General features: G+C 68.0%; 31 protein-coding genes. 9 read left to right on the plus strand and 22 right to left on the minus strand.

Translation table 11 applies throughout. From position 1 onward, the window contains the following. A partial coding sequence (locus Q0982_RS21485) for an ATP-binding protein (protein ID WP_299399596.1) occupies positions 1 to 487 on the plus strand: 487 nt, incomplete at its 5' end. A gap of 125 nt (positions 488 to 612) precedes the next feature. Here the strand turns inward: Q0982_RS21485 and Q0982_RS21490 are convergent. Further along, positions 613 to 933 (minus strand): hypothetical protein, encoded by a 321-nt coding sequence (locus Q0982_RS21490; protein ID WP_299399598.1) that lies wholly within the window; start codon positions 931 to 933, stop codon positions 613 to 615. Positions 934 to 1,257: 324 nt separating this feature from the next. Here Q0982_RS21490 and Q0982_RS21495 point away from each other — a divergent pair, with 324 nt between their 5' ends. The 3 genes from Q0982_RS21495 to Q0982_RS21505 all read left to right on the plus strand — a co-directional run bounded on the left by Q0982_RS21495 (position 1,258) and on the right by Q0982_RS21505 (position 2,727). Further along, a complete protein-coding gene (locus Q0982_RS21495) occupies positions 1,258 to 1,497 on the plus strand; it encodes a hypothetical protein (RefSeq protein ID WP_299399599.1) in 240 nt (79 codons plus the stop codon). Between the two features lie 140 nt (positions 1,498 to 1,637). Then, complete coding sequence (locus tag Q0982_RS21500; protein ID WP_299399601.1) at positions 1,638 to 2,057, plus strand: hypothetical protein; 420 nt, start codon at positions 1,638 to 1,640, stop codon at positions 2,055 to 2,057. An 82-nt stretch (positions 2,058 to 2,139) separates the two neighbouring features. Next, complete coding sequence (locus Q0982_RS21505; RefSeq protein WP_299399602.1) at positions 2,140 to 2,727, plus strand: GNAT family N-acetyltransferase; 588 nt, start codon at positions 2,140 to 2,142, stop codon at positions 2,725 to 2,727. Between the two features lie 35 nt (positions 2,728 to 2,762). On the opposite strand, the gene Q0982_RS21510 is transcribed toward Q0982_RS21505, so the two are convergent. The 10 genes from Q0982_RS21510 to hisB form a co-directional block, all read right to left on the minus strand. Beyond that, positions 2,763 to 3,638, minus strand: coding sequence for an alpha/beta fold hydrolase (locus Q0982_RS21510; RefSeq protein ID WP_299399604.1), 876 nt, complete (start codon positions 3,636 to 3,638; stop codon positions 2,763 to 2,765). Positions 3,639 to 3,748: 110 nt separating this feature from the next. Next, positions 3,749 to 4,462, minus strand: coding sequence for a helix-turn-helix transcriptional regulator (locus Q0982_RS21515; protein WP_299399606.1), 714 nt, complete (start codon positions 4,460 to 4,462; stop codon positions 3,749 to 3,751). A gap of 269 nt (positions 4,463 to 4,731) precedes the next feature. Then, positions 4,732 to 5,109, minus strand: coding sequence for a barstar family protein (locus Q0982_RS21520; RefSeq protein ID WP_299399607.1), 378 nt, complete (start codon positions 5,107 to 5,109; stop codon positions 4,732 to 4,734). Between the two features lie 11 nt (positions 5,110 to 5,120). Further along, positions 5,121 to 5,489: a histidine triad nucleotide-binding protein gene (locus Q0982_RS21525; RefSeq protein ID WP_299399609.1), complete on the minus strand. Its 369-nt coding sequence runs from the start codon at positions 5,487 to 5,489 to the stop codon at positions 5,121 to 5,123. A gap of 46 nt (positions 5,490 to 5,535) precedes the next feature. Continuing rightward, entirely contained in the window at positions 5,536 to 5,874 is a 339-nt protein-coding gene (locus tag Q0982_RS21530; protein WP_299399611.1) for a phosphoribosyl-ATP diphosphatase, read from the minus strand. A gap of 214 nt (positions 5,875 to 6,088) precedes the next feature. After that, positions 6,089 to 6,895 (minus strand): imidazole glycerol phosphate synthase subunit HisF, encoded by an 807-nt coding sequence (gene hisF, locus Q0982_RS21535; protein ID WP_299399613.1) that lies wholly within the window; start codon positions 6,893 to 6,895, stop codon positions 6,089 to 6,091. Further along, positions 6,889 to 7,653 carry a 1-(5-phosphoribosyl)-5-[(5-phosphoribosylamino)methylideneamino]imidazole-4-carboxamide isomerase gene (hisA, locus tag Q0982_RS21540; protein ID WP_299399615.1) on the minus strand — a complete coding sequence of 255 codons (765 nt, stop codon included), beginning with the start codon at positions 7,651 to 7,653 and terminating at the stop codon, positions 6,889 to 6,891. Before hisA ends, hisF begins: the two co-directional genes overlap by 7 nt. A gap of 138 nt (positions 7,654 to 7,791) precedes the next feature. Then, the gene (locus Q0982_RS21545; protein WP_299399618.1) at positions 7,792 to 8,322 is read right to left on the minus strand and encodes a GNAT family N-acetyltransferase; all 531 of its coding nucleotides are present in this window, start codon (positions 8,320 to 8,322) and stop codon (positions 7,792 to 7,794) included. Between the two features lie 29 nt (positions 8,323 to 8,351). After that, entirely contained in the window at positions 8,352 to 9,014 is a 663-nt protein-coding gene (gene hisH, locus Q0982_RS21550; protein ID WP_299399620.1) for an imidazole glycerol phosphate synthase subunit HisH, read from the minus strand. A 51-nt stretch (positions 9,015 to 9,065) separates the two neighbouring features. Then, positions 9,066 to 9,653, minus strand: coding sequence for an imidazoleglycerol-phosphate dehydratase HisB (gene hisB, locus Q0982_RS21555; protein WP_299399623.1), 588 nt, complete (start codon positions 9,651 to 9,653; stop codon positions 9,066 to 9,068). Positions 9,654 to 9,914: 261 nt separating this feature from the next. Here hisB and hslV point away from each other — a divergent pair, with 261 nt between their 5' ends. Both hslV and hslU read left to right on the plus strand, forming a co-directional pair. After that, positions 9,915 to 10,493, plus strand: coding sequence for an ATP-dependent protease subunit HslV (gene hslV / locus Q0982_RS21560; RefSeq protein WP_299399627.1), 579 nt, complete (start codon positions 9,915 to 9,917; stop codon positions 10,491 to 10,493). 59 nt (positions 10,494 to 10,552) lie between these two features. Then, positions 10,553 to 11,881, plus strand: coding sequence for an ATP-dependent protease ATPase subunit HslU (gene hslU, locus Q0982_RS21565; protein ID WP_299399683.1), 1,329 nt, complete (start codon positions 10,553 to 10,555; stop codon positions 11,879 to 11,881). Positions 11,882 to 11,999: 118 nt separating this feature from the next. On the opposite strand, the gene Q0982_RS21570 is transcribed toward hslU, so the two are convergent. The 9 genes from Q0982_RS21570 to Q0982_RS21610 form a co-directional block, all read right to left on the minus strand. Next, on the minus strand, positions 12,000 to 12,569 hold the full coding sequence (locus Q0982_RS21570) for a PAS domain-containing protein (protein WP_299399630.1): 570 nt from the start codon (positions 12,567 to 12,569) through the stop codon (positions 12,000 to 12,002). A gap of 29 nt (positions 12,570 to 12,598) precedes the next feature. Next, on the minus strand, positions 12,599 to 12,994 hold the full coding sequence (locus Q0982_RS21575; protein WP_299399632.1) for a helix-turn-helix domain-containing protein: 396 nt from the start codon (positions 12,992 to 12,994) through the stop codon (positions 12,599 to 12,601). A gap of 443 nt (positions 12,995 to 13,437) precedes the next feature. Further along, positions 13,438 to 14,094: a Smr/MutS family protein gene (locus Q0982_RS21580; RefSeq protein WP_299399633.1), complete on the minus strand. Its 657-nt coding sequence runs from the start codon at positions 14,092 to 14,094 to the stop codon at positions 13,438 to 13,440. Then, positions 14,078 to 14,833, minus strand: a complete 756-nt coding sequence (locus tag Q0982_RS21585) for a lactate utilization protein (RefSeq protein ID WP_299399635.1) — start codon at positions 14,831 to 14,833, stop codon at positions 14,078 to 14,080. Before Q0982_RS21585 ends, Q0982_RS21580 begins: the two co-directional genes overlap by 17 nt. Then, positions 14,830 to 16,260 carry a LutB/LldF family L-lactate oxidation iron-sulfur protein gene (locus Q0982_RS21590; protein WP_299399637.1) on the minus strand — a complete coding sequence of 477 codons (1,431 nt, stop codon included), beginning with the start codon at positions 16,258 to 16,260 and terminating at the stop codon, positions 14,830 to 14,832. The genes Q0982_RS21585 and Q0982_RS21590 overlap by 4 nt, the downstream gene beginning before the upstream one ends. Further along, on the minus strand, positions 16,260 to 17,060 hold the full coding sequence (locus Q0982_RS21595) for a (Fe-S)-binding protein (RefSeq protein WP_299399639.1): 801 nt from the start codon (positions 17,058 to 17,060) through the stop codon (positions 16,260 to 16,262). The genes Q0982_RS21590 and Q0982_RS21595 overlap by 1 nt, the downstream gene beginning before the upstream one ends. Before the next feature lie 141 nt (positions 17,061 to 17,201). Continuing rightward, positions 17,202 to 17,900, minus strand: a complete 699-nt coding sequence (locus Q0982_RS21600) for a hypothetical protein (protein ID WP_299399642.1) — start codon at positions 17,898 to 17,900, stop codon at positions 17,202 to 17,204. A 161-nt stretch (positions 17,901 to 18,061) separates the two neighbouring features. After that, positions 18,062 to 19,315: a murein transglycosylase A gene (locus Q0982_RS21605; protein ID WP_299399645.1), complete on the minus strand. Its 1,254-nt coding sequence runs from the start codon at positions 19,313 to 19,315 to the stop codon at positions 18,062 to 18,064. Positions 19,316 to 19,373: 58 nt separating this feature from the next. Continuing rightward, positions 19,374 to 20,102, minus strand: a complete 729-nt coding sequence (locus Q0982_RS21610; RefSeq protein WP_299399648.1) for a Tim44/TimA family putative adaptor protein — start codon at positions 20,100 to 20,102, stop codon at positions 19,374 to 19,376. 139 nt (positions 20,103 to 20,241) lie between these two features. Here Q0982_RS21610 and Q0982_RS21615 point away from each other — a divergent pair, with 139 nt between their 5' ends. The 3 genes from Q0982_RS21615 (at position 20,242) to secB (ending at position 22,157) form a co-directional block, all read left to right on the plus strand. Next, complete coding sequence (locus Q0982_RS21615) at positions 20,242 to 20,844, plus strand: FxsA family protein (protein WP_299399651.1); 603 nt, start codon at positions 20,242 to 20,244, stop codon at positions 20,842 to 20,844. Beyond that, on the plus strand, positions 20,841 to 21,386 hold the full coding sequence (locus Q0982_RS21620; RefSeq protein WP_299399653.1) for a histidine phosphatase family protein: 546 nt from the start codon (positions 20,841 to 20,843) through the stop codon (positions 21,384 to 21,386). Before Q0982_RS21615 ends, Q0982_RS21620 begins: the two co-directional genes overlap by 4 nt. Positions 21,387 to 21,578: 192 nt before the next feature. Next, positions 21,579 to 22,157 (plus strand): protein-export chaperone SecB, encoded by a 579-nt coding sequence (gene secB, locus Q0982_RS21625; RefSeq protein WP_299399656.1) that lies wholly within the window; start codon positions 21,579 to 21,581, stop codon positions 22,155 to 22,157. A 72-nt stretch (positions 22,158 to 22,229) separates the two neighbouring features. On the opposite strand, the gene dnaQ is transcribed toward secB, so the two are convergent. Both dnaQ and coaE read right to left on the minus strand, forming a co-directional pair. After that, the gene (dnaQ, locus tag Q0982_RS21630; RefSeq protein WP_299399659.1) at positions 22,230 to 22,901 is read right to left on the minus strand and encodes a DNA polymerase III subunit epsilon; all 672 of its coding nucleotides are present in this window, start codon (positions 22,899 to 22,901) and stop codon (positions 22,230 to 22,232) included. Further along, positions 22,901 to 23,545, minus strand: a complete 645-nt coding sequence (gene coaE / locus Q0982_RS21635; protein ID WP_299399662.1) for a dephospho-CoA kinase — start codon at positions 23,543 to 23,545, stop codon at positions 22,901 to 22,903. The genes dnaQ and coaE overlap by 1 nt, the downstream gene beginning before the upstream one ends. Positions 23,546 to 23,549 lie beyond the last annotated feature (4 nt).

The following is a 23,549-nucleotide window of genomic DNA, read 5'->3' on the forward strand; positions in this document are numbered from 1 at the left end:
CTGCCGCTGCGGCTATCTGGACGACCCGGCCCAGGCCTGCGCCCGGGCGCCGCGCTGCGCCGCCGACTATCAGGCGCGGATCTCCGGCCCGCTGTTCGACCGCATCGACCTGCATGTCGACGTGCCGGCGGTGAGCGCCGCGGACCTGTCGCTGCCGCCGCCGGCCGAGGGCTCAGAAGCGGTTGCCGCCCGGGTGGCCGCGGCCCGCGCCCGCCAGGCCGCACGTTATGCCAAGCTGCCGGTCGAGCGGCGCCCGCGCAGCAACGCCGAGGCCGACGGACAGCTGCTGGAAGAGGTGGCGGCGCCCGACACCGAGGGCCGGCGCCTGCTCACCGAGGCCGCCGAGGCGATGAAACTCTCCGCACGCGGCTATCACCGGGTGCTGCGCGTTGCCCGCAGCCTGGCCGACCTGGAAGGCGCCGAAGCCGTGCGCCGCCCCCACATCGCCGAGGCCCTGACTTACCGACGGACACTGCCGGGGCGATAAGAGGCAGCGGTGAGTTGGGCGGCACACCGGCCGGGCACTCTGCCGCCGCTCACGCCCGCCGAGGCGCTGAAGGTGAGCATGATCCCCTCGATAGACACCATTGATCATGCGTCAACTTGCGGAGGCTACGCTTCGTCTGATTCACGATCAGGCGGCCACCTCGTTCTCCGCCAAAAGCGCCAGACCAAGGAAGCGATCCAGACGTGGATCAGAGAGGCGAAGAAGCCGATCACGCGGGCTAGACCAGGACCACGCGTGGCTTGGAAGAAGCCCAGAATCAGTTCCACTGCCAGAGCGACTGCCAGAGCGGCCAGAACACGGTGCCACCAGCGTTCCGTCCAGGCGGTGAAGGCGGCGAGGACGCATGACACGGCAATGCCCATGGGATCGAGTAAACGGGCGACGAAGGTGGCGAAGAAAAGACCAAGTAGAAGGCCGAGGGACATGGGGTAGGTTCCATCGAGGGTGACTTGGAGACCCTATTGAGTTCAGGTTGATTCTACAATGAAGCATTCCCGCACTGCGTGCCTGTCAACAATGGTGGAAGGCGCCGGGTTGATGCGCCGCCCCGACATCGCCGCAGCGCTCTTCTACCGGCGGACGCTGCCGGGGCGGAGAGGCGGTGGCATCGCGCGGCGAGCGCGGCGAGAACGCGGTGCTGGGTGTCGCCGGGAGAGCGGACTCGCCGCTTCCGGGGCGCTAAAATCCACACGGTCGTCGGGGGTATTCCGGGCGATCAGGTGCCAGCAGGGAGAGACCGGAGGGGTCGGATGAGCAGCTATTTCGACATTGTCGCCAGCCGCATGAAAAACATGCTGACGCGGATTTCCGCCAACGACGCGGATTTCGAGGATCTCTGCGAGCGCCATGCGTCCCTGACCTCGGACATCCGCCGCCTGAACCCCGGCGAAGACCCGGACCAGGCCCAGCGCGACGAGCAGCTGCGCAAGCGCCGGGCCGCGCTGGAGCAGGAGATGCTGGCGATCATGCAGGCCAACGTGCGGGTCTGAGACCCCGCCGGAGAACCATTCCCCGCCCGACAGGCGCCCCCTGACGGATGCCGGGGCCCTATCCGCCCTGGTTGCGTGGGTGTGCCAAAAAAACGCTTTGGCCATAAACGGTTAACGAAATACCGCCTATGGTGGCGCCCATGGCAGAGATTAAGGCGTACCACAGTAAGGATCCGGACCTCACCCTCTTCATCGTCGCCGGCAGCGTGTCGGCAGAGGACCTCATTGCGGCGATGGAAACCCACTACGGCGCCCGGCCGGCGAGCATCGCCGTCTGGGACCTCTGGGAGGCCGACCTCTCAGGGCTGGACATGGCCGCCCTGGTCAAGGTCTCCGATGTCGCCAGGGGCTATGCCCGCAACCGCAAGGACCCGCGCACCCTCTTCGTGGTGAAACGAGAGCAGGAAAAGCCGCTGGTGCGGCTTTACGAGAAGATCTCCGAACTCAGGGGATCCCCCATCAGCTACGAGATGTTTCCCTCCCGCGCGGCGGCCTATCAGCACCTGGACCTGAACGACCCCTTCGCCGCCGCCGACAGGGACCGCAAGAGAAGCGCCTGAAACCGTTTTCGCGGCCGGCATTACCGCCCCAACATTGCCCCCAACTCTTGCCCGGGCCGCCCCGGCGCGCTATGCGGGGCCCATGCAATCCGCCGACGAACGCCCCGATGACGACAGTGCCGCCGTCGACCACGCCGGTCACCGTATCGAACTGGTGCCGCTGGAGGCGCTCTTCGATCTGCGCAAGACCGTGCTGCGCCCCTGGCTGACGCCGGAAGGCGCCATGGCCGCCTATGCCGACGGGGCCGAGCGCTTTCACGTCGGCGCCCGCGCCGGCCCGGCGCCGGACGCGCGGGTTGTCAGCACCGCCAGCTTCAAGATCGAACTCCCCCACGGACCCGGCAGTGCGGCGCTGCTGGCGGAGGCCGGGGCCGCAACCGGGGACGCAACCGGGGACGCAACCGGGAGCTATTGGCGCCTGCTGTCCATGGCGACTTATCCAGAGGCGCAGGGCAGCGGGCTGGGCGGCGCGGTTCTGGGCTTCGGTGTCGCCGAGTTGGCCCGCCGCCTGGCGGAGCGCGGGGCGGGGAGCGCCGTCGTCTGGTGCCAGGGCCGCACTGGCGCGCGGCGCTTCTACGAGCGCCAGGGCTTTGCCGCGGTCGGAGAGGAATTCGAGAACCCTGGGACCGGCCCGCATTTCGTGTTCTGGCGAACCGTGGCTGCCGCCTAGAACGTTTTCGACTTACGTCGAATCAGCACCGGCGTTCAGAGCCCTTCGAGAAACATGGCCAGGTGGTGATTGAAGAGGGCCGGCTGTTCCAGGTTGGGCAGGTGGGCGGTGCCGGCGATCACCGTGCCGAGGGCCTGGGGCAGGGCCTGGACGAGATGATTGCAGCGCTGCTGCACATGGGGGAAGTCGGCATCGCCCCAGACCACCTGGGCCGGCAGGTCGAGCTCGCTGAGGCGCCGGTAGGCCGGAGCGCCGGACGGCGGGTTCTGCTCGCCCGGGTCGGCGGCCCTGAGGGCGGCGCCGTTCATTTCCAGAAAGAGACCGCGCAGCGCGCCGGAGACGCGCCCTTCCTCGCGGGCCGGCCCGTCGAGCCAGAGCCAGGCCTCCAGCTCGTTCACGCGCTCGATGTCTTCATCCGCCTCGGCTTCGTCCAGCAGGTCGACCACGGCGGCCACGGCGGGGGGATAGTCCGCGGGCTCCGGTTGTCCGCTCACTGCCGGGGCGACGAGAAACAGACCGGCCACCCGGCCCGGATGGGTCAGGGCGTAGTCGATGGCGACACGCCCGCCCTGGGAGCAGCCGACCAGCACCGCCTTGCGGATCTGCAGATCGTCCAGCAGGGCGCGCAGGTCGTGGACATGGGAAAAGCGTTCGACGTCGTAGCGCGTCTCGCCGAAGCCGCGCCGGTCATAGGCGACAACGCGGTGGGTCTCCGCAAAGCTGGCCACCTGTTCCTGCCACATGCGGCGATCGGCAACGCCGGCATGCAGGAAGACCACCGCCGGGCCCCAGACTTCCTCCGCACCGGCCTCTACGCCGGCGAGCACGGCCCGCCCGCTGGTGACCGTAAAGTGCCTCGGCACGACGCTGGAAGCGAAGGTGGCGATGGTTCCTTGCCTTTCTGTCGTCACGGCCACGGCTGCCGTGCGTGTCGCGTTGGTACTGCCGCGCGCCGGCGTACCAGTCGGATTTGCGCCCCAGTCGGAACTGCATGCCTGGCGAGCGCGCCTCTTGGGGCGGGTCAGTCGTCCTGGGCGAGCGCGGCGGCGATTCCGGGAAAGACCTGCGGCAGGGCGGCCTCTCCCGCCGCCGTGACGATTACCTTGCGGGACTTGCGGTCGCGCTTCAACCACTTTGCGCCGACGAAGCGCTCGGCAAGCGCCGCCCCCAAGGCGCCGCCGAGGTGGGGGCGGCGCTCGCTCCAGTCCAGGCAGCAGCGCGCAAAGTGGCGCCGCTGGCCCTCCGCCGCCGCGACATCGACCCCGAGATCGTCGAGAAAGGCGCGGCCTTTGGGGCCGAGACGGAAGTCGTTCTCGACCCGGCGCAGAAAGCGGCGCTTCACCAGCGAGTCGGTGATGGCAACGCCGAGGCGCCCGGCCAGATGGTCGTAACACATGCGCGCCTGGCGCAGCTCGCCGACGCGGCGCGCATGGACGCGCCTGCGCTCCGGCACCCGCTGGTTGGGCGTGAGATGGGTGAGCGGCTCCAGCGCATCGGCCACCCCCGGCCCGGCCAGCCGGTAGTAACGATGGCGCCCCTGGCGCTCCACCGCCAGCAACCCGGACTCCGTCAGCTTGGCCAGATGGCTGCTGGCGGTCTGCGGCGTCACTCCCGCAACGAAAGCCAGTTCGCTGGCAGTCTGGGCCCGGCCGTCCATCAGAGCCGCCATCATGTTGGCCCGCGCCGGCACGCCGATGAGAGAGCCCACAAGGGCAAAGGAAGGATCAACAGACATAGTTCGATGATAGGCGCGCTATGGGAGCGGGGCAAGGAAGGGGCGCTGCAATCGACGTCCAAACACATCGATACTGATCGAAGTGTGTCTGCACCCCAGGCTCATCGTTTTGATTCTGATCGCAGGATGGGTTCCCCCTCACCCTCCCGCTGGCGCGGGGCCCGCCCTCTCCCACGAAGGGGAGAGGGTTCACCGAGCAGCGCCACGGCGTCTCCCTCTCCCCTCGAGGGAGAGGGTTGTGAAGGCTTGGCGAGATCGAAGATCGAGCCTTAGCCGGAACTGGGTGAGGGGGACCGCCGCATGGCGGTATTTCTGGCAAAGGCCAACGCGAGCACAGGCGAACGCCCCCGCTCCAGGAGGCGCAGGTTCACGGGGGCGGAACAGTTCACGAGATCTTCGAAGACTTCGGGACAGCGTGCAGAGAGCGCGTCGGCATGATCCAACTGCAGAGCGACGACCCCTCCTTCCGGTGCGCGGATCTGCGTCAAGCCGTCGTCAGACGATCCGAGGCTCGACAGGCAGTCGATCCAGGCATCCATGTTTCGACCGTAGAAATCGGGGAAGCCGAACGCCTCGGCAAAGACGTCGTGGAAGCTTTCACGATCGACGATGCGGCGGCCGTCGATCCTGACGACCGGTGCCGTCATGGCGGCCCGCCTCAGCCCTGCGGCGGCTTGATCATGCGGCCCAGCGGCTGGCCGCCGAAGAGGTGGAGGTGGAAGTGGGGTACCTCCTGGTGGCCGTGGCTTCCGGTGTTGGCCAGCACGCGGTAACCATCGTCTTCGATGCCGAGGTCCTTGGCGATCTTGCCGGCGGCGCGGATGAAGCCGGTGACCTCCGCCTCCGAGGCCTTGGCGGAAAAGTCGGCGAAGGAGACATAGGCGCCCTTGGGGATCACCAGCACATGCACCTTGGTCTGCGGCTGGATGTCGTGAAAGGCGAGGACGTGGTCGTCTTCGTAGACCTTGTTGCAGGGGATCTCGCCGCGCAGGATCTTGGCGAAGATGTTGTTCTCGTCGTAGGTCATGGCCGCTCCCCTCTTCCTTATCGCTTGATGCTCGTCGCGGCGTGCCTCAGCTCTTGGCGCGCGCCGCCTTCTCGGCGATGCCGGAGATGCCCTTGCGCCCCTCCAGCGCCGCCCAGACGTGCTTTGGCTTCACCCCGCTGGCGGCCCAAAGCACCATCAGGTGATAAAGCAGATCGGCCGACTCGTCGATCACGCCCTGGCGGCGTTCGCGGGTCGCCTCGATCACCGTCTCCACCGCTTCCTCGCCGAGCTTCTGGGCGATCTTGTCGAGGCCGCGGTCGAACAGCTTGGCGGTGTGGGAGCTTTCCGGGTCGCCGCCGCGCCGCTCCTCGATCACCTCGTAGAGGCTGTCGAGAACGGAACCGGTGAGGGGGCCGCGCTTCATAGGGCTCAGATCCTTGCTTGGTCCGGATGTCGGTTGTTTCGGTTTTCGCTTGGCCCGGCAGCGGCGGTTTCGGGCCGGGCGCGCCAGACCCCTGAGGCCTATCAGGTATTGTGCGGGCTGTCACGCCGCCTACCCGGGGAAAGGTTTTGGAAAGCGCGGGGATAAGCCGTGGAAATCGCGTGGATAAATCGCAGCCCGGCGACCGTCCCCAAAGCTAGGAAACCGGTCTGACCGGCAGGCCCTCCGCTGCCATGGCCGCCTTGGCCTCGGCAATGGAATGGGTGCCGAAGTGGAAGATGGAGGCGGCCAGCACCGCGGAGGCATGCCCGTCGCGCACCCCGGCGGCCAGGTGATCGAGGGTGCCGACGCCGCCGGAGGCGATGACCGGCACCGGCACGGCATCGGCGATCGCGCGGGTCAGCGGCAGGTCGTAGCCCTGCTTGGTGCCGTCGCGGTCCATCGAGGTCAGCAGGATCTCCCCCGCGCCGAGATCGCAGAGCCGCTTCGCCCAGGCGACCGCATCCAGCCCGGTGGCTTTGCGTCCGCCGTGGGTGAAGATCTCGAAGCGCGGCGCATCATCCTTATCTGCGCCATCCTTATCTGAACCGTCACCGGGGTCCACGCTCTTGGCGTCCACTGCGACGACGATGCACTGGCTGCCGAACTTCTCTGCCGCCTCGCGCACGAAGTCCGGGTTCTCCACGGCGGCGGTGTTGATGGAGACCTTGTCGGCGCCGGCCAGCAGGAGCTGGCGGATGTCGTCCAGCGTGCGCACGCCGCCGCCCACGGTCAGCGGCATGAAGCACTGTTCGGCCGTGCGGCGCACCACGTCCAGCAGGATGCCGCGTTTCTCGTGGCTGGCGGTGATGTCGAGGAAACACAGCTCGTCGGCGCCGGCGGCGTCATAGACCTTGGCCTGCTCGACGGGATCGCCGGCATCGCGCAGGTCGACGAAGTTCACACCCTTGACGACCCGACCGTCCTTCACGTCGAGGCAGGGAATGACGCGCACCGTCAGCATGGGCCAACCCTTTCGTCGCCTGTACCTTCATGGGCGGAAGCGAGCAGTGCCAGCGCCGAAGACGGATCGATGCGCCCGTCGTAGAGCGCGCGTCCGGAGATCACCCCCTCGATGCCGCTGGCGGCCACCTGCAGGAGAGCGGCGAGGTCGTCCAGCGAGGCGACGCCGCCGGAGGCGATGACCGGCGTAGAGATGGCCGCCGCCAGTTCCGCCGTCGCCGCAACGTTGGCGCCCTCAAGCGCGCCATCGCGGTCGATGTCGGTATAGACGATGGCCGCGGCGCCCGCGTCCTCGAAGCGGCGGGCGAGATCCAGGGCGGTAACCTCGCTCACCTCGGCCCAGCCCTCCACCGCCACGCGGCCGCCGCGGGCATCGATGCCCAGCACGATGCGTCCGGGAAAGGCCCGGCAAGCCTCGCGCACCAGGGCCGGGTCCTTGACCGCGACGGTGCCGAGAATGACGCGGCGCAGGCCGAGGGTCAGCCAGCGCTCGATGGTCTGAAGATCGCGGATACCGCCGCCAAGCTGCGCGGGCAGGTCGACGGCGCCCAGGATGGCCTCTACCGCCGCGGCGTTCACCGGCCGGCCCTCGAAGGCGCCGTTCAGGTCCACCAGATGCAACCAGGAGAAGCCCTGCTCGGCGAAGGCCCGGGCCTGGGCCGCCGGATCTTCGTTGAAGACCGTCGCGGTCTCCATCCGGCCATGCAGCAGGCGCACGGCCTGGCCGTCCTTCAGGTCGATGGCGGGAAAGAGAATCATGGTTCTGTTTCTCAAATACGCGGCACCGGCCCGCTCCCCCTGCCGGCCACCCAGCACCAGTATCCTATGGGTGGCCGGGAGGGGGAGCGGGCTGGAACCGAAACGGCGCGAAGCGCAAACACCTCAGTCGCCTCCGCCTCAATCGCCTTGCGGCAGCGCACCGTTGCCGATCAGGTCCTTGTAGTAGAAGTAGCCGGTGACCCAGCGGTCCTGCACCCAGGCATAGTGCGGATGGGTGCCCCAGCGCACATAGCCAAGTTGTTCCACCACTTCGATGGCCCGTTTCTGGGTGGCGCGGATGTCGAGGTTCAGCACCCGCAGGCCGTTGCGCCGCGCCGCGTCCTCTACCTGGCGCAGCAGGCCGGCGGCAAGCCCATGACCGCGCGCCCAGGGGGCCACGAAAAAGGTGGTGAGCTGGCCGGTGAGGTTCTGGGCTTCGTTGTTGCGCGGCGGGCGCACCAGCTGTGCCGAACCGGCGATGGTGTTGTCCAAACGGCCGACGAAGAGCTCGCGTTCCGGAACCAGCAGGACGCCTTGCCAGTATGTCTCCATGGTCTGGCGCGGCGGCGGGCTGAGCCAGCCGAAGCCGCCACCATCCAGGATCGCCGCCTCGGCGGCATCGCAGAGGTCGTGGAGATCGGGCCCGTGAAAGCCGGTCAGCCTGTCCATTGAGATCTCTACACGGGAATCACTGACCGTCATGGGCACCACCTTAGGAAATTGGCGAGCAGCTTCAGGCCGGCGGCCTGGCTCTTCTCCGGATGGAACTGGGTTCCCACCAGATTGTCACGACCGACGATTGCAGTCACCTCCTCACCGTAATCTACGGTCGCAAGAAGGTGGTTCGGCTGCGCCGGGCGCAGATGATAGCTGTGAACGAAGTAAACATAAGAAGACTGCGGCAAGTCCGCCAGCACCGGATGGTCCGGTGCCCGCAGGGCCAGGCGGTTCCAGCCCATGTGTGGCACCTTCAGTTCCCCAAGGGGCGTGTCGGCGGGCGCGGCGGCGGGCTCCAGGGCCACCACATCGCCCGGAATCCAGCCGAATCCCTGGTGAACGCCGTGTTCCAGCCCGCGCTCGGCCATGAGCTGCATGCCGACACAGATGCCGAGAAAGGGGCCCTGGCGAACCGTCACGAAGTCCTCCAGCGCCTCGACCATGCCCGGCAGGCCGTGCAGGCCGGCGCGGCAGTCGCCGAAGGCCCCGACCCCGGGCAGCACCACGCGGTCGGCCGCGCGCACCTGGGCCGGATCGTCGGTCACCACCACCGGTCCGCCGCCCGCCTCGGCGGCGGCGCGCTCCAGGGACTTGGCGGCCGAGCGCAGATTGCCCGAGCCATAGTCGATGATCGCAACGGTCATGACGCTTCCGAAACAGTCTCTCCACGGCCTCCCGGCCGGGATGCGATTCCCCTAGAGGCTGCCTTTGGTCGAGGGCACGGCGTCGGCCTTGCGCGGGTCGATCTGGATCGCTTCGCGCAGCGCGCGGGCCAGGGCCTTGAAGCAGGACTCGACGATATGGTGATTGTTGATGCCGTAGAGGTTCTCCACGTGCAGGGTCAGGCCGGCATGCTGGGCAAAGGCCTGAAACCACTCCTTGAACAGCTCGGTGTCCATGCTGCCCAGGCGGTCCTGGCTGAAGGCCACCTTCCAGATCAGATAGGGGCGGTTGGAGGCGTCCAGGGCCACCCGGCTGAGGGTTTCGTCCATGGGAATGAGGGCGGAGCCGTAGCGCCAGATGCCGCGGCGCTCGCCCAGCGCCTGGGCGACGGCCTGACCGAGCACGATGCCGCTGTCCTCGGTGGTGTGGTGGCCGTCGATATGCAGATCGCCCTCGGCCTTCAGCGTGATGTCGATGAGGCTGTGGCGCGAAAGCTGCTCGAGCATATGGTCGAGAAAGCCGATCCCGGTGGCGATCTCGTAGCTTCCGCTGCCGTCCAGGTTCACGCTGGCGCTGATCCTGGTTTCCTTGGTGTTGCGGTCGACTGTGGCCTTGCGCATGTCCCATCGCCCCGCCGCCGCGGGGGCCCCTTTGGCATTCCGTTGTGAAACGAAGGCGCCCTTGTATCAGGAAGGCCCCGGCAAGGCCAGAACCCTTGAGCCGCCCGCTTTCGGCGGTCTTTCGGCGATTTTCCGGGTCCAGGGGCCCGGCCAGGCGCCTTTGCGGGGTCGCGGCGGGCACCCAGGGCCCCCGTCCGGCGCAGGTCTGCCCCCGGGAAATCCGCCTTGACCCCGGCGGCGCTTTCGCCCATGTGACAGTCCATGCCTGAAACCAATCCCCCGATCTGGCACGGCACCACGATCCTCTCGGTCCGCAAGGGCGACACGGTGGTGGTCGCCGGCGACGGCCAGGTGAGCTTCGGCAACACGGTGATGAAGTCCAACGCGCGCAAGGTGCGCCGCCTCGGCAAGGACAACGTCATCGCCGGTTTCGCCGGGGCGACGGCCGATGCCTTCACCCTCTTCGAACGCCTGGAAGCCAAGCTGGAGACCTATCCGAGCCAGCTCACCCGGGCCTGCGTCGAGCTGGCCAAGGACTGGCGCACGGACCGCTACCTGCGCCGGCTGGAGGCGATGATGGCGGTGGCCGACAGCACCACCTCGCTGGTGCTGACCGGCACCGGCGACGTGCTGGAGCCGGAAGACGGGCTGATCGGCATCGGCTCCGGCGGCTCCTTCGCGCTGGCCGCGGCGCGCGCGCTGCACGACGTCGACGGCCTGGATGCTAAGGCCATCGCCACCAAGGCCATGGGCATCGCGGCCGATATCTGCATCTATACCAATCAGAGCATCGTCGTGGAGAGCCTGCCCTCCAAGGCCGCGGCGCCGACCGACGCCTGAGTGGCCCGACCATGCTGAACCCGACGCCAAAGCCGATGTCCCAGCCGATGACCAAGCCGATGACCGAGAAAACCGACAGCGCTTTCTTCAGCCCGCGGGAGATCGTCTCCGAACTCGACCGCTTCATCGTCGGCCAGAACGACGCCAAGCGCGCGGTCGCCATCGCCCTGCGCAACCGCTGGCGCCGCCAGCAGCTGCCGGAGGAGATGCGCGAGGAGATCCTGCCCAAGAACATCCTGATGATCGGGCCCACCGGCGTCGGCAAGACCGAGATCGCCCGCCGCCTGGCGCGCCTCGCCCAGGCCCCCTTTCTGAAGGTGGAGGCCACCAAGTTCACCGAGGTCGGCTACGTCGGACGCGACGTCGAGCAAATCATCCGCGATCTGGTGGAGATCGCCATCCACATGACCCGCGAGCGCCTGCGCCAGGACGTGAAGGCCCAGGCGGAGCTGAACGCCGAGGAGCGGGTGCTGGACGCCCTGGTCGGCGCCAACGCCAGCGCCGACACGCGCCAGAAGTTCCGCCGCCTGCTGCGCCAGGGCGAATTGGACGACCGCGAGATCGAGGTCGAGGTGATGGACAGCGGCGGCATGCAGCTGCCGACCATGGAGATCCCCGGCATGCCCGGCGCCTCCATGGGCATGCTGAATCTGGGCGACATCTTCGGCAAGGCCCTGGGCGGGCGCAAGAAGCAGCGCCGCATGACCGTGGCCGAGTCCTACGAAGTCCTGCTGGCCGAGGAGAGCGACAAATTGCTCGACGAGGAGAGCGTGGTCTCCAATGCCATCGCCGCGGTGGAGCAGAACGGCATCGTCTTCCTGGACGAGATCGACAAGATCACCGCGCGCTCCGACCGGGCCGGCGCCGACGTCTCGCGCGAGGGCGTGCAGCGCGACCTGCTGCCGCTGATCGAGGGCACCACGGTGGCCACCAAGCACGGCGCGGTGCGCACCGACCACGTGCTGTTCATCGCCTCCGGCGCCTTCCACATGGCCAAGCCCGCCGACATGCTTGCCGAGCTGCAGGGCCGCCTGCCGATCCGCGTGGAGTTGGATGCGCTGACCCGCGACGACTTCAAGCGCATCCTGACCGAGCCGGAGAACAGCCTGATCCGCCAGTACAAGGCGCTGATGGGCACCGAGGAGGTGACCCTGGAATTCACTGAGGATTCCATCGACGCGCTGGCCGACCTCTCCGCCGAGATCAATTCCTCCGTCGAGAACATCGGCGCGCGGCGGCTGCACACGGTGCTGGAAAAGCTGTTGGAGGAAATCTCCTTCACCGCCACGGACCGCGGCGGCGAGACCATCACCATCGACGCCGCCCTGGTGCAGGAACGCGTCGGCGAACTCTCCAAGAACGCCGACCTCTCCAAGTTTATTCTTTAGGGGTTTCGACTTCGTCGAGGCGGTTCCAGCCCGCTCCCCCTCCCGGCCACCCAGCGCCAGTATCCTATGGGTGGCCGGGAGGGGGAGCGGGCCGGCACCGTCAAAAATCGAGAAACCCTTAGGGCAGCCTGAACTCCTCCACCTCGCTGATGGTCGGCGGGTTGGCCTGCCAGGCGGAACGGTCGGCGCGGATCTGGCGGTCGCGCATCTGGCCGACGAGCATCATGTCGATCGCCTCCCCGTCCGTGGCCAGCGGCATGAAGATGCGCGCGATGGTGCGCGGGCCGGCGACATCGGCATAGTCGTAGCGGGTGCGGCTGTAGAGGGCACCCGGGCCGGCAGCGCCACGCTGAAACAGCGCTGTGACGTGCGCCCGGTATGGCCCCTCCGGCACCGCCTCGTGCAGCAATTGCCCGGTGGGATCGATGCCGAAGGCGACGTCCGTCCCGACCAGCCGCATGCGGAAGTGCAGCCCGCCTTCCGACACACCGTCTTCCAGCACATCGGTCAGCACCACGTAGGGCAGAATCGCCGGGATCTCCGAGGGCAGAATGTCCGCGCGCGCAGGCCAGGTCCGCCCGCGGCGCTTGCCGGCCCAATACGCGTAGAGCTGGCGCAGCGGCAGCTCCAGGATGGCTTTGCCGGGCTCACCGGCTGTCGTTTCGCCGGGCGTCGTTTCCCTGGGCATCCCGTTATCCGAGGTCGGTCGGTCTGCGCTCAAGTCTTTGTCTCTGCGCCGTCGTCCGGGGCCGGCGGCGCCTCGGATGGATCGACCAGGGTCAGCAGACGGTCCAAGGCGGTCTCGTCCATGGTCTCGATGCGCTGCGCAAGGAGATTGGCCAGCAGGGTCGCCCGCGGGCTGAGGCCGGCGGTGTCCACCACCACCCGCGGGTGGGAGAGATCGGCGAGGCGCTGCAGATCCTCCGCATCGTCCCAGATGATGCCGAGATACTGACAGACCCGGTGAACGAAGCGGCGGCTCGGTTTGCCGCGGCGGCCATGCTCCATGGCCGAGAGATAGGCCGGCGAGACCTGCAGCCCGGCCGCCATGTCCTTCAGGGCGAGTTTGCGCTGGGAGCGAATGGCCCGCAGCTTTTCGCCGAACGGTGTCATCGCCGCAACCCCGGCTGGCCGGCCCGCTCAAAGGCACGCGCCGCGCACATCAAAGGATACCCGTGACCCGACCCCTCACGCTGCGGCACGCCGGCTCTCCCTTTCCCGGAAAGATAACCGGATCGGAGTTTAGCGGGTTTTCCCCGGCAAGGCGATTCCCCCGTGCCGGGAGGGAGATCAGGGCCAACGGAGCCGCAAGCGCCAGCATCCCGCCTCAACTGTCATGATCGGGCTTGACTCACGGCTGTTCGGTTAAGTGCGCAAGCTTCGAAAACAATCGGACACCGCGTATGACCCTCACCCCCCACCCAACCTCCCCCCATCAAGGGGGGAGGGGATCTTTCTAGGCCGTCTCAATACCTTCCCCCTCCCCCTTGGATGGGGGAGGGATGGGGTGGGGGTGAAAGCCTCTCGGCCGCGAGTCTTTCGCCTTCGAACCTCCTTCAGCGCTTCCGGCGCAGCAGGATGTAGACCGCCCCGGTGCCGCCGTGCTTCTGCTGGGCGTAATCGAAGGACAGCACCCTTTCGCGGTTGGGGGACTGGTTCAGCCACAAGGGCAGGGCGCTGCGCAGCACGCCGGGCTCGGCCCGGGTCGCGCCCTTGCCGGTGACCACCAGCACGCAGCGCTTGCCGGCGGCCTGGCTGTCGGCGAGGAAGTTCTCAAGACGGCGGTGCGCCTCGGCCTGGCGCAGGCCGTGCAGATCGAGGGTTGCCTCGATAGGCAGCTTGCCGCGGCGCAGCCGCTCCGCCTTGCGCCGGTCGAGCCCGTCGCGCGCGCCGTGGACCAGGGGCGGCGGCGCCGGCCGCTTCGGACCGGCGGGGGCCTGCGCCGCCGCGCGTTGCGACGGCCGGGCGTGCGGCCCTGGTGCCTCCCCGGGTGCCTGCCCTGCGGCCTCCTTCCCCCGGCGCGCTGCCGCACGGGCCGAGGCCGAAGCGCCGGCGGCGTTTTCGCCGAACTCCTCGGCCAGGGAGCGCAGCCGGTCCCGCCCGGCCAGCGGCTCGGCCTGACGCGTCACATGGCTCCAAAGCTGGCGGTCTTCCGGAGAGAGTGCGCCCTTCTTGGCCGGGGGCGCCTTCGGGTCCTTAGGCTTGCGGCCCATCGCTGCCATCCCCGTTGACGCCACCCCCATTAACACTATTGGGGGAAGCGCCGGAGCTCTGGGCGTCATCGATCAGCAGCACGTGGAGACGCCGCGGCCCATGGGCACCAAGCTGGATGGTCTGCTCGATATCGCCGGTACGCGAGGGCCCGGTGATCATGTTGACCGCACGCGGCATGGCACCCTGTCCGAAGCGCTGGCGCAGCTCCGCCCAGGCTTCCTCGTAGGCGCCGACGACCTGGGAGCCGCGCAGCACGACGATGTGGTTCTCCGGCAGAAAGTTCAGCGTGATCGGCGCCTCGGGGCCGGAGGCCATCATCAGCGTGCCGGTCTCGGCAATGCCGGCGAAAGCGCCGGTCACGGCGGTGGTATCGGGCTCGCGCGCCGGGCCTTCGGTGACCTCCAGAAGCGGCTGGTCGGACCAGGGCAGAGCACGCAGATCGCCGCGCGGCGCCAGGCGCACCTGCGGCGGCAGGTTTTCGCCCTTCAGATAGTCGGCCACCGCCTGGGGCACCTGATCGGCATCGTCCAGCCGCACCACCGTCGCCGCCAGTTCGCGCAGCATCTCCTCCATCAGGTCGAGCTGTTCGGCATGGGGCCGCTGCCCGCGCGCCGGCACCAGCCCCGCCTGCGGATCGGCGAGTCGTGCCTCAAGCTGCTTGCGCTCCTCGGCGCTCGGCTGATCGCGCTGCAGGGAGCGGCGCAGCGCCCCCAGGATATGCTGGCGGGATGTGCTCATGACGCGGGTCCGCCGCGTTGCCGTTCCGCCCAGAGCTGCTGGAATGTCTTGCCCTCCGGCGCCGGGAAGTCGCGGTGCTTGGTCCAGCCCCCGGCAAAGGGCAAAGCGTTGAAGCGCCCCTGGTTGCGCCCGAAGGCGGCAAGCAGGCGCATCTTCACCCCCATGAGCCGGTGGTAGAGCTGAGGCCGGCGGGCGAAGAAGGCCCAGGCGGCCAGCCCGAAACGCACCGCCTTGGGGCTGAGGTGCCGCTCGAACTCGCGCTCGCGCCAATGCCGCATCATCCGGGGCAGGGGGATGCGCATGGGGCAGACCGCCTCGCAACGCCCGCAGAAGGTGGAAGCGTTGGGCAGGTGGCCCGCCTCGTCGACGCCGATCAGGCTGGGGGTCAGCACCGCGCCCATCGGGCCGGGATAGACCCAGCCGTAGGCGTGGCCGCCCACCGAGTGATAGACCGGGCAATGGTTCATGCAGGCACCGCAGCGGATGCAGCGCAGCATGTCCTGAAACTCGCTGCCGAGCATCTGGCTGCGCCCGTTGTCCAGCAGGATGACGTGATACTGCTCCGGCCCGTCCGGATCTTCCGGCCGCCGCGGCCCCGTCGAAAAGGTGGTGTAGGCTGAGAACTCCTGCCCCGTCGCCGAGCGCGCCAGCACGCGCAGGATGGTGGTGGCGTCCTCAAGATTGGGGACGACCTTCTCCAGGCTGGCGATGACGATGTGCACCTTGGGCAGGGTCTGGGTCAGGTCGCCGTTGCCCTCGTTGGTGACGATGATGGAGGTGCCGGTCTCCGCCACCAGGAAGTTGGCGCCGGTGATGCCGACATCGGCGTCGAGGTAGCGCTGGCGCAGCATCTGGCGCGCTTCGGCGACAAGCTGCACCGGCTCGGAGAGCGGCCGTTCGGCCGGCAGCTTGTCGTGGTGGTGACGGAAGTCGGCCTCGATCTGATCCTTGGTCAGGTGCACCGCCGGCGCGATGATGTGGCTGGGCACCTCCTTGCGGAGCTGGATGATGTACTCGCCGAGGTCGGTTTCCACCACCTCCAGCCCCGCCCCTTCGAGGTGCTGGTTGAGGGCAATCTCCTCGGAGATCATCGACTTGCCCTTGGTCACCACCTTGGCGTCGACGTCGCGGCAGATTTTCAGGATCTCCGCGCGCGCCTCCTCCGCCGTGGCCGCCCAGTGCACCTGGCCGCCGCTGGCCTGAACCTTCTCCTCATAGCGCTCCAGGTAAAAGTCCAAATTGGCCAGGGTGTGGTTCTTGATGTCGCGGGCGGCATCGCGCAGGTCGTCGAACTCCGGCAGCCGCTCGCGCGCCTTGGCGCGCTTGCCGATGAAGCCGGATTTGACGTTCTTCAGCGCCTTCTGCAGCGTCTGGTCGGCGAGCGCGGCGCGGGCATTGTCCTTGAAGGCGGGGGAGCTGCTCTGCATCACGCCGCGCTCCCGCTCTTGTTCTGCTCGGACCCCGGGTCCGGCTCTCCGATGGCGGGGCCATCGGCCATGTCGGCCAGCACCTCGGCCACGTGGCGCACCCGCACGGCCGCGCCCTGGCGCTGCAGCTTGCCGGCCATGTTCATGAGACAGCCGAGATCGCCGGCCAGCAAAGTGCCGGCGCCGCTGGCCGCCACGAAGTCCGCCTTGTTGGTCACCATCTTGTTGGAGATGTCCGGGTACTTCACGCAGAAGGTGCCGCCGAAGCCGCAGCAGACGTTGGACTCCTCCATCTCGCGGATTTCCACGCCCGGCAGGTTGTTCAGCAGCTTGCGGGGCTGGGCCTCGACCCCCAGCTCGCGCAGGCCGGAGCAGGAGTCGTGGTAGGTGACGGCGCCGGAGAAGGAGGACTCCACCACCTCCACGCCCAGGACGTCGGTGAGGAAGGAGACCAGCTCGAAGGTCCGCTCGGCGAGGTCCTCCGCCTTGGCCCGCAACAGCGGATCGTCAGCAAAGAGGCCGGGGTAGTGCTTCTTGATCATCGAGGCGCAGGAGCCGGAGGGCGCCACGACGTAGTCGAAGCCGGCGAAGGCGTCGATCACCTGCTCGGCGATGGCGCGGGTGTCGGCGCGGTCGCCGGAGTTGTAGGCCGGCTGGCCGCAGCAGGTCTGGGCCCGCGGCACCTCAACCCTGCAGCCCGCCTGTTCCAGCAGCTTCACCGCGGCAAAGCCCACCGAAGGGCGGATCAGGTCGACCAGACAGGTCACGAAAAGCCCGACGCGCTGCGCCTTTTCTGCCATGAGCCGTCCTTTCTCTCCCGCGCCGGGCCCTGGCGTTCAGGCCCTTATCAAAACGGTTCTATGGGTCGGTGCCGTTTCCTGGCTGCGATAATGGTATTACCACTTCGCAAAAGCAAGCGGCAGCGCCTGAGTTGAGAAGGCCTATCGCGCGGCGGCTTCCGTTGACAGCGCAAGATTGAGGGGGAGCATTTGGCCGGAGATGCCGGGATATCCCCCCAGCGCTGCCCGCGCCGCAGCCTCGTCATGCGAATAGTTTACACCGACGAGAAGATCGCCCCCGCCGGACGCTCTGATGAACTCGAAGTGGCCGATGTAGACGATCTGACCGGGCGACACAGAAAAGACGAAATTCTCCTTAAGCTTCACCGGCGCCATGGGATGGATGTAATCCCGCGGATCGAGGAAGCTGTTGCTGCGAACGCGGATCGCACCATCCGCGAGAGGCACAAAGGCAGTGTTCTTCTCCCGCACGCTCGCGGCGGTCATGACATAGTCGCCCGGTTCGACCTCCACCACTTTCATGGTCGGCTTGCGGTAGTCGCTGGTGACCCAAACCGTATCGCTAACATCGGTCCAGAAGGTAGCGCCGCCGGGCACCAACTTAAGCGCCTGCGGATCGTACTCCTGCCAATAGGTCTGAATGCCCCGACCCACGCCGATGTAACCCTCGTACCACTCGACGTTCGTGCCAAGGAGAACAATGGCCTTGTCGCTGGTCGCATCGAACTCTACGGACTTCGAAACGTCAGTGGTCATCGCGCAGGCGGAGACGAACGAGGCGGCACAGAGGCCGCCCAGCGCCTTGCTTAAAACCTTTGAAACCTGCCGAAGACGACCCATCCCCGCCCCCCTGTTGTATTCACTCAACATTTCCGCGCGCTTCCGGCTGCCTTGTCGGCACCACGCGCCGTAGCCGCCATGTTAGCGGTTACCTCGCCCCTCTTGCGAGCCGAAACTCTCGTCAAACGTTAGACTTTAAGGGAAGCGTTCGCGCGACCGCCTTAGCTCGCTTGCTGGCGCCGCTCAGCGACAGCCTTGGGGAGCAGCAGGTAGTAGCGGCCGGTCTGTTTCATGCGCCCGGCCTCAGCCAGGGCGGCCTCGCCGGAGCCCCAGTAGAAGTCGCCGCGCACGGCGCCCTTGATGGCGCTGCCGACGTCCTGGGCCACCATCAGGCGGCGCAGCGGCCTGTCGGTCGCCGGCCAGGTGGTGTCGAGGTAGAGCGGAACGCCGAGCGGCAGGAGCTTGGAGTCCACCGCCAGACTGCGGCCGGCGGTCAGGGGCACGCCCTGGGCGCCGATCGGCCCCTCGCCCTCGATCTCGCGGAAGAAGATGTAGCGGGCGTTGCGCTGCATGACCTCGCGCGCCTTTTCCGGATTGGCGCGCAGCCAGTCGCGGATCGACTGCATGGACGCCTTCTCGCGGGAGACCAGGCCTTCGGCGATCAGGGCGCGGCCGATGGCGTAGAAGGAATGGCCGTTGGAGCCGGCAAAGCCGACCCGGGTGACGCTGCCGTCGGGATAGACCACGCGCCCGGAGCCCTGGACATGGAGGAAGAAGACGTCGACCGGGTCGGCGGCCCAGAGCAACTCCGCCTCCTGGCCGTCGAGCGCGCCGCCGTCGATCTCCTCGCGGGTGAGATAGGGCACCAGGCGCCCGTCCCGCACCTGGCCGACCAGGCGTTCGCCGCGCAGGTCGGCGCGGAAGCGTCCGAGATCGACGGTCACCAGATCCGTCGGCACCTTGTAAAGGGGTGTCGCGCCGGGCGCGGAGGGATCGCGCGTACCCTGGAGCTCGGCCTCGTAGTAGCCGGTAAAGAGCCCGGCGGTTTCGCCGGCATCGGACACCGCGAAGGGCCGGAAGTGCTCTTCCAGCAGGCGCCGCAGGGCGGCGTCGTCCGCCGCATCGGCAGCGGCCAGGGCGGCGCAGGGGACGCTCCAGTCGGCGACCGTGCCGGCCAGTCCATCGGGCCCGACCGCGCGTTCGGCAGGCTGCACCGTCAGGCGGCCGCAGGATTTGAGCAGCGCGGGCAGGGCTTCGCCGGGCCTGTCCGCGGTCCAGTCCGGCAGGGCATCGAAGCCCACCGGGGTCAGCAGCAGCGCCGGCGCCTCCGGCGCCGCAGTCTCGGCTTGCTGCGTCTCGGCCTGCGGCGGCGGCTCGGCCGGCGCCCGCTCCGTGCTGTCTTCTTTCGGGGTCTCGCCGCTACAGGCGGCCAGGGTCACGGCGAAAGCCGCGGCCAGAAGCCCGGCAAACCGCACATTCAGCCTGCTTGGAAGGTCCCGCCTGCCGCCGCCCCGCCTCACGCAGGCAAACCGCTCAGTTGGGGCTGCGGGTGGCAACCAGCGCCCAGTTGGGGTCGCGGCTGCGGGTGTTGCGGGCGAAGGTCCAGATGTCGGTGATCGTGGACACCTCGTTGGGGTTGCCGTCGACGATCAGCCCCTCCGCGTCGCGCGTGACATTCACCTGCTCGGAGACGAACTTCACCGTCACAAAAGCGGTCTTCTGCTGCATCTCGGCTTCGATCAGATCGGCCGAGGTGATGCCGATGAGCGTGGTCTCAAGCGTTTCCTTGTTGGCCTCGCGCTCCTTGATGGCGCCGGAGAAGTCGCCGTAAACGTCGTTGGCCAGCAGCGGCCGCAGGGTCTTGGTGTCGCCCGCGGCGAAGGCGGCGATGATCATTTCGAAAGCGGCACGAGCGCCGGAGGCGAACTGGCTGGGATCGAAGTCCCGGTCGGCCAGGCGGATCTGGGTGACGCCGGCCGCCAGCGGGTCGTCCTCGCCGGACGGTGTCTTTTCGGCGGCCATCTGCTCCGCTTCTGTCTGTTCGAGGAGTTCGTCCTGGTTGATCCGCGGTCCCTTGCCGCGGTCCGGAAGTTGGATCACCTTCTCCTCCTCGCTCTCGTTCTCGCGCGAGGATTGATTGAAGGGATCGAAATCCCGTTTTTCGTGTCCCGTGCGCTTGCCGAGGACCGAGCGCAGCTTGAAGATGAAAAACGCCGCAACGGCAGCGAGGAGGACAATTTCTAACAGGCTGCCGTCGCTCATCCGATTCGCATTCTGTGAGGTGCGCCGCTTCGTGGGGCCGTCAGTTCGTCAGGCCACTGGACAGAGGTAATCTGGCGCGGCTGGCCTCGCCACACCATTTATGAGCATTATGTAGGCAACTGCTGCAGAAAGAGCAAGTATGGCCCTGGTCCTTCTGGCTGTCTTTATTGGGCTGCCACTGCTGGAAATCGCTGTCTTTATTGAGGTTGGCAGCGCCTTGGGCGTCTGGCCGACCATCGCCGCGACCGTCGCCACCGCAATCGCCGGCAGCCTGCTGCTGCGGGCACAGGGCCTGGCGACCCTGCTGCGTGCCCGGGTCCAGATGGATCAAGGCCAGCTGCCGGCCCGGGAAATGTTCGAGGGGATCTGCCTCGTCCTGGCCGGTGCGCTGCTGCTGGTGCCCGGTTTTGTGACCGACGCCCTGGGACTGCTGCTCTTCGTCCCGCCGTTTCGCGAGCTTCTGCGGCGCTTCATCGGCCAGCGCCTCGCCGCCCGCAACGGCCAGGGGCGCACCCGTATCTTCGTCGACGGGCAGGAGGTTAATCCCAACTCCTGGGAGCGGGACGGGTCGGCACGATCGGACGACGACCGCCGCACGACGGTCATCGACGGCGATTTCGAGGAGGTGGACGATCTTGACCGGCCCTACCGGCCCGGCCGGCGGCGCGACTCAGACCCGGAGAGTCCCCCGGACAGCGCCCAAGACCGGCGCAACGACGGACCGCGGAGGCTGGAGCCATGATCCTGGTGCGCCACGGCCAGTCCCACTTCAACGTGCATTTTGCCAAGACGCGCATCGATCCGGGCATCGAGGACCCGGGCCTGACCGAAGAGGGCGAACGCCAGGCCCAGGCCGCCGCCGACAGCCTGAAGGATCAGGGCATCGCCCGCATCGTCGCCAGCCCCTACTGGCGCACCCTGCATACGGCGGAGATCATCGCCGCGGCCCTGGGGCTGCCGGTCACCATCGACCCGCGGGTGCGGGAGCGCTACTTCTTCACCTGCGATATCGGCAGCCACCGCAGCGCCCTGAACGAACGCTGGCCGCACTTCGGCTTCGGCGACCTGGCGGAGCGCTGGTGGCCGGAAGAGGAGGAAACCGAGGAAGCCCTGGCCGTGCGCTGCGAGGGCTTTCGCCGCGCCGTGCTGGACGACGGCCAGTGGGACGATCTGCTGATCGTGAGCCACTGGGGCTTTATTCGCGGCCTGACCGGCAAAGCGGTCGAAAACGGGGTTGCCCTGCGCTTCGATCCCGACGCGGGACTGGTTTCGGGTGCTCTCTAGTTTGGGGGCGTTCTAAGGGCCGGGCGGCCCCAGGGGCGACGTCAGGAGCCCCCTGGCCCGACCGGGCGGCGGACAGCGATCCCGGTTTCCCGACGCTGCCCGGTAGGCCCACCTTAAGGGCTGGGGTTGCCTCGGTTGTGCGGGGCGAAAATCCGTGATAGCCAAGCCCGCCCAGTTTTAGAGGAGGCGCACATGGCCGAAGAAGCCGCGCAACAGGCACCGCTGACCATCAACAGCCAGTACGTGAAGGATCATTCCTTCGAAAACCCTCATGCGCCCGGCATCTACGGCAAGATGCGCGAGGAAAGCCCGCAGCTGAACATCAACGTCGAGGTGACGCCGACGCATCTGCAGGGCAGCCTCTACGAAGTGGCGCTGCGGCTGGAGGCCAGCGCGAAGATCGGCGAGATCTCGGCCTTCCAGATCGATCTGCACTACGCCGCCGTGGTCACCCTGGCCGAGAGCCTGGAAGAGGCGGTGCGCGAACAGATGCTGATGATCGAAGTGCCCCGCTTCCTCTTCCCCTTCGCCCGCGCCATTCTGGCCGACGACACCCGCGACGGCGGCTTCCCGCCGCTGATCATGAACCCCATCGACTTCCACCAGATGTACGTGAGCCGCAAGATGGCCGCGGCGGGGGGCCAGGCCGGCGCCCCGGGAGACTCCCAGGGGGAAGCCCAGGGCGGCGCGGCGGAGACGGCTGCGGCAGCGGAAGGCGACGGCGGGGACGCGGGCGCCGAAGAGAACACGGCGGCCAACGGCCAGGCCTGACTCCACCTCACACCCCTGGCCTGCGGCCCAGCGGCGGTGCTCGGCTGGAGCGGCGCCCTGCTTACACCAGGCTTACTGGCGCCAGAGGGGATCGCTGAGTTTGGCGAGCATCGCTTCGTGGGCCGCCTTTTCCTCCGGCGAGGCACTGTGCGGGCGGGGTGGCCGCGCGTCCCGGGCCAGGGGAGCGACCGCCGCGCGCCGCGGCTGCTGACCCTCCAAGGTCAGACCGGGCTGACGGCCGCCTGAAAGTTCCAGATAGACCTCCGCCAGCAATTCGCAATCCAAGAGGGCGCCGTGAAAGGTGCGGGCGGAGTTGTCGATCTCGAAGCGCCGGCAGAGCGCATCGAGGCTGACCTGGGCGCCGGGAAAGCGTTTGCGCGCCATGGCGACGGTGTCGACGGCGCGGTCGCCGGGCAGAGTGTCCAGACCGGCGGCCTTCAGTTCGGCATTGAGAAACTTCATGTCGAACTGGGCGTTGTGAATGACCAGCTTGGCATCCCCGATGAAATCGAGGAAGGCGGTGGCGATCTGGGCGAAGACCGGCTTGTCGGCCAGAAAAGCGCTGCTCAGGCCGTGGATCTTCTCCGCTTCCTCCGGCATGTCCCGTTCCGGGTTGATGTACTCCCGGAAGGTGCGCCCGGTGGGAACGTGGTGCAGCAGCTCAAGGCCCGCCACTTCCACGATCCGATGACCCGCCGCCGGGTCCAGCCCGGTGGTCTCGGTATCCAGCACGATTTCGCGCATCAGCCGTACCTCCCGATGATCTCGCGCAGCGGCCGGGGCCGGCCCGCGCCTTGGGCGCCTGCGCGCAACAGTGTGACGATGCGGCGCAGCTGGTTCAAGCTGTGGGCTTTGTCGAGCCCCGTCTGCACCACGAAGTCGGCGCGCCGGCGCTTCTCCGCATCCGGCATCTGACGATCGAGCACCGCCTGCAGGCGGGCTTCGGTCATGCCGGGTCGGCCGAGTACGCGCAGGCGCTGTGTCGCCGCCGGTGCAGAGACCACGATCACGACGTCGCAGAGCGCTTCGCCGCCGGTTTCGAACAGCAGCGGGATATCCAGCACCGCCAAGGGCCGACGCAGGCGGGCCTGCTTGGCGAGGAAACGCCGCGCGCCGGCCCGCGCCAGGGGGTGAATAATCGCCTCGAGACGCCGCAGGGCCGCGGGATCGCCGAGCACCCGGTCGCCCAGCCGCCGGCGGTCCACGGCGCCGTCGACCACGACGCCAGGGAAAGCCGCTTCGACCGCGGCAACCGCGGCGCCACCCTTGGCCATCAGGGCGTGAACGGCGGCATCGGCATCATGGACCGGCAGACCGAGGCGGCGCAGCATAGCCACCGCCGTGGACTTGCCCATCCCGATGGACCCGGTAAGGCCGATCACCAGCATGCCG

Origin of the sequence: Pelagibius sp., assembly GCF_028281305.1 — a bacterium.
GTDB lineage: Bacteria > Pseudomonadota > Alphaproteobacteria > Kiloniellales > Kiloniellaceae > Pelagibius.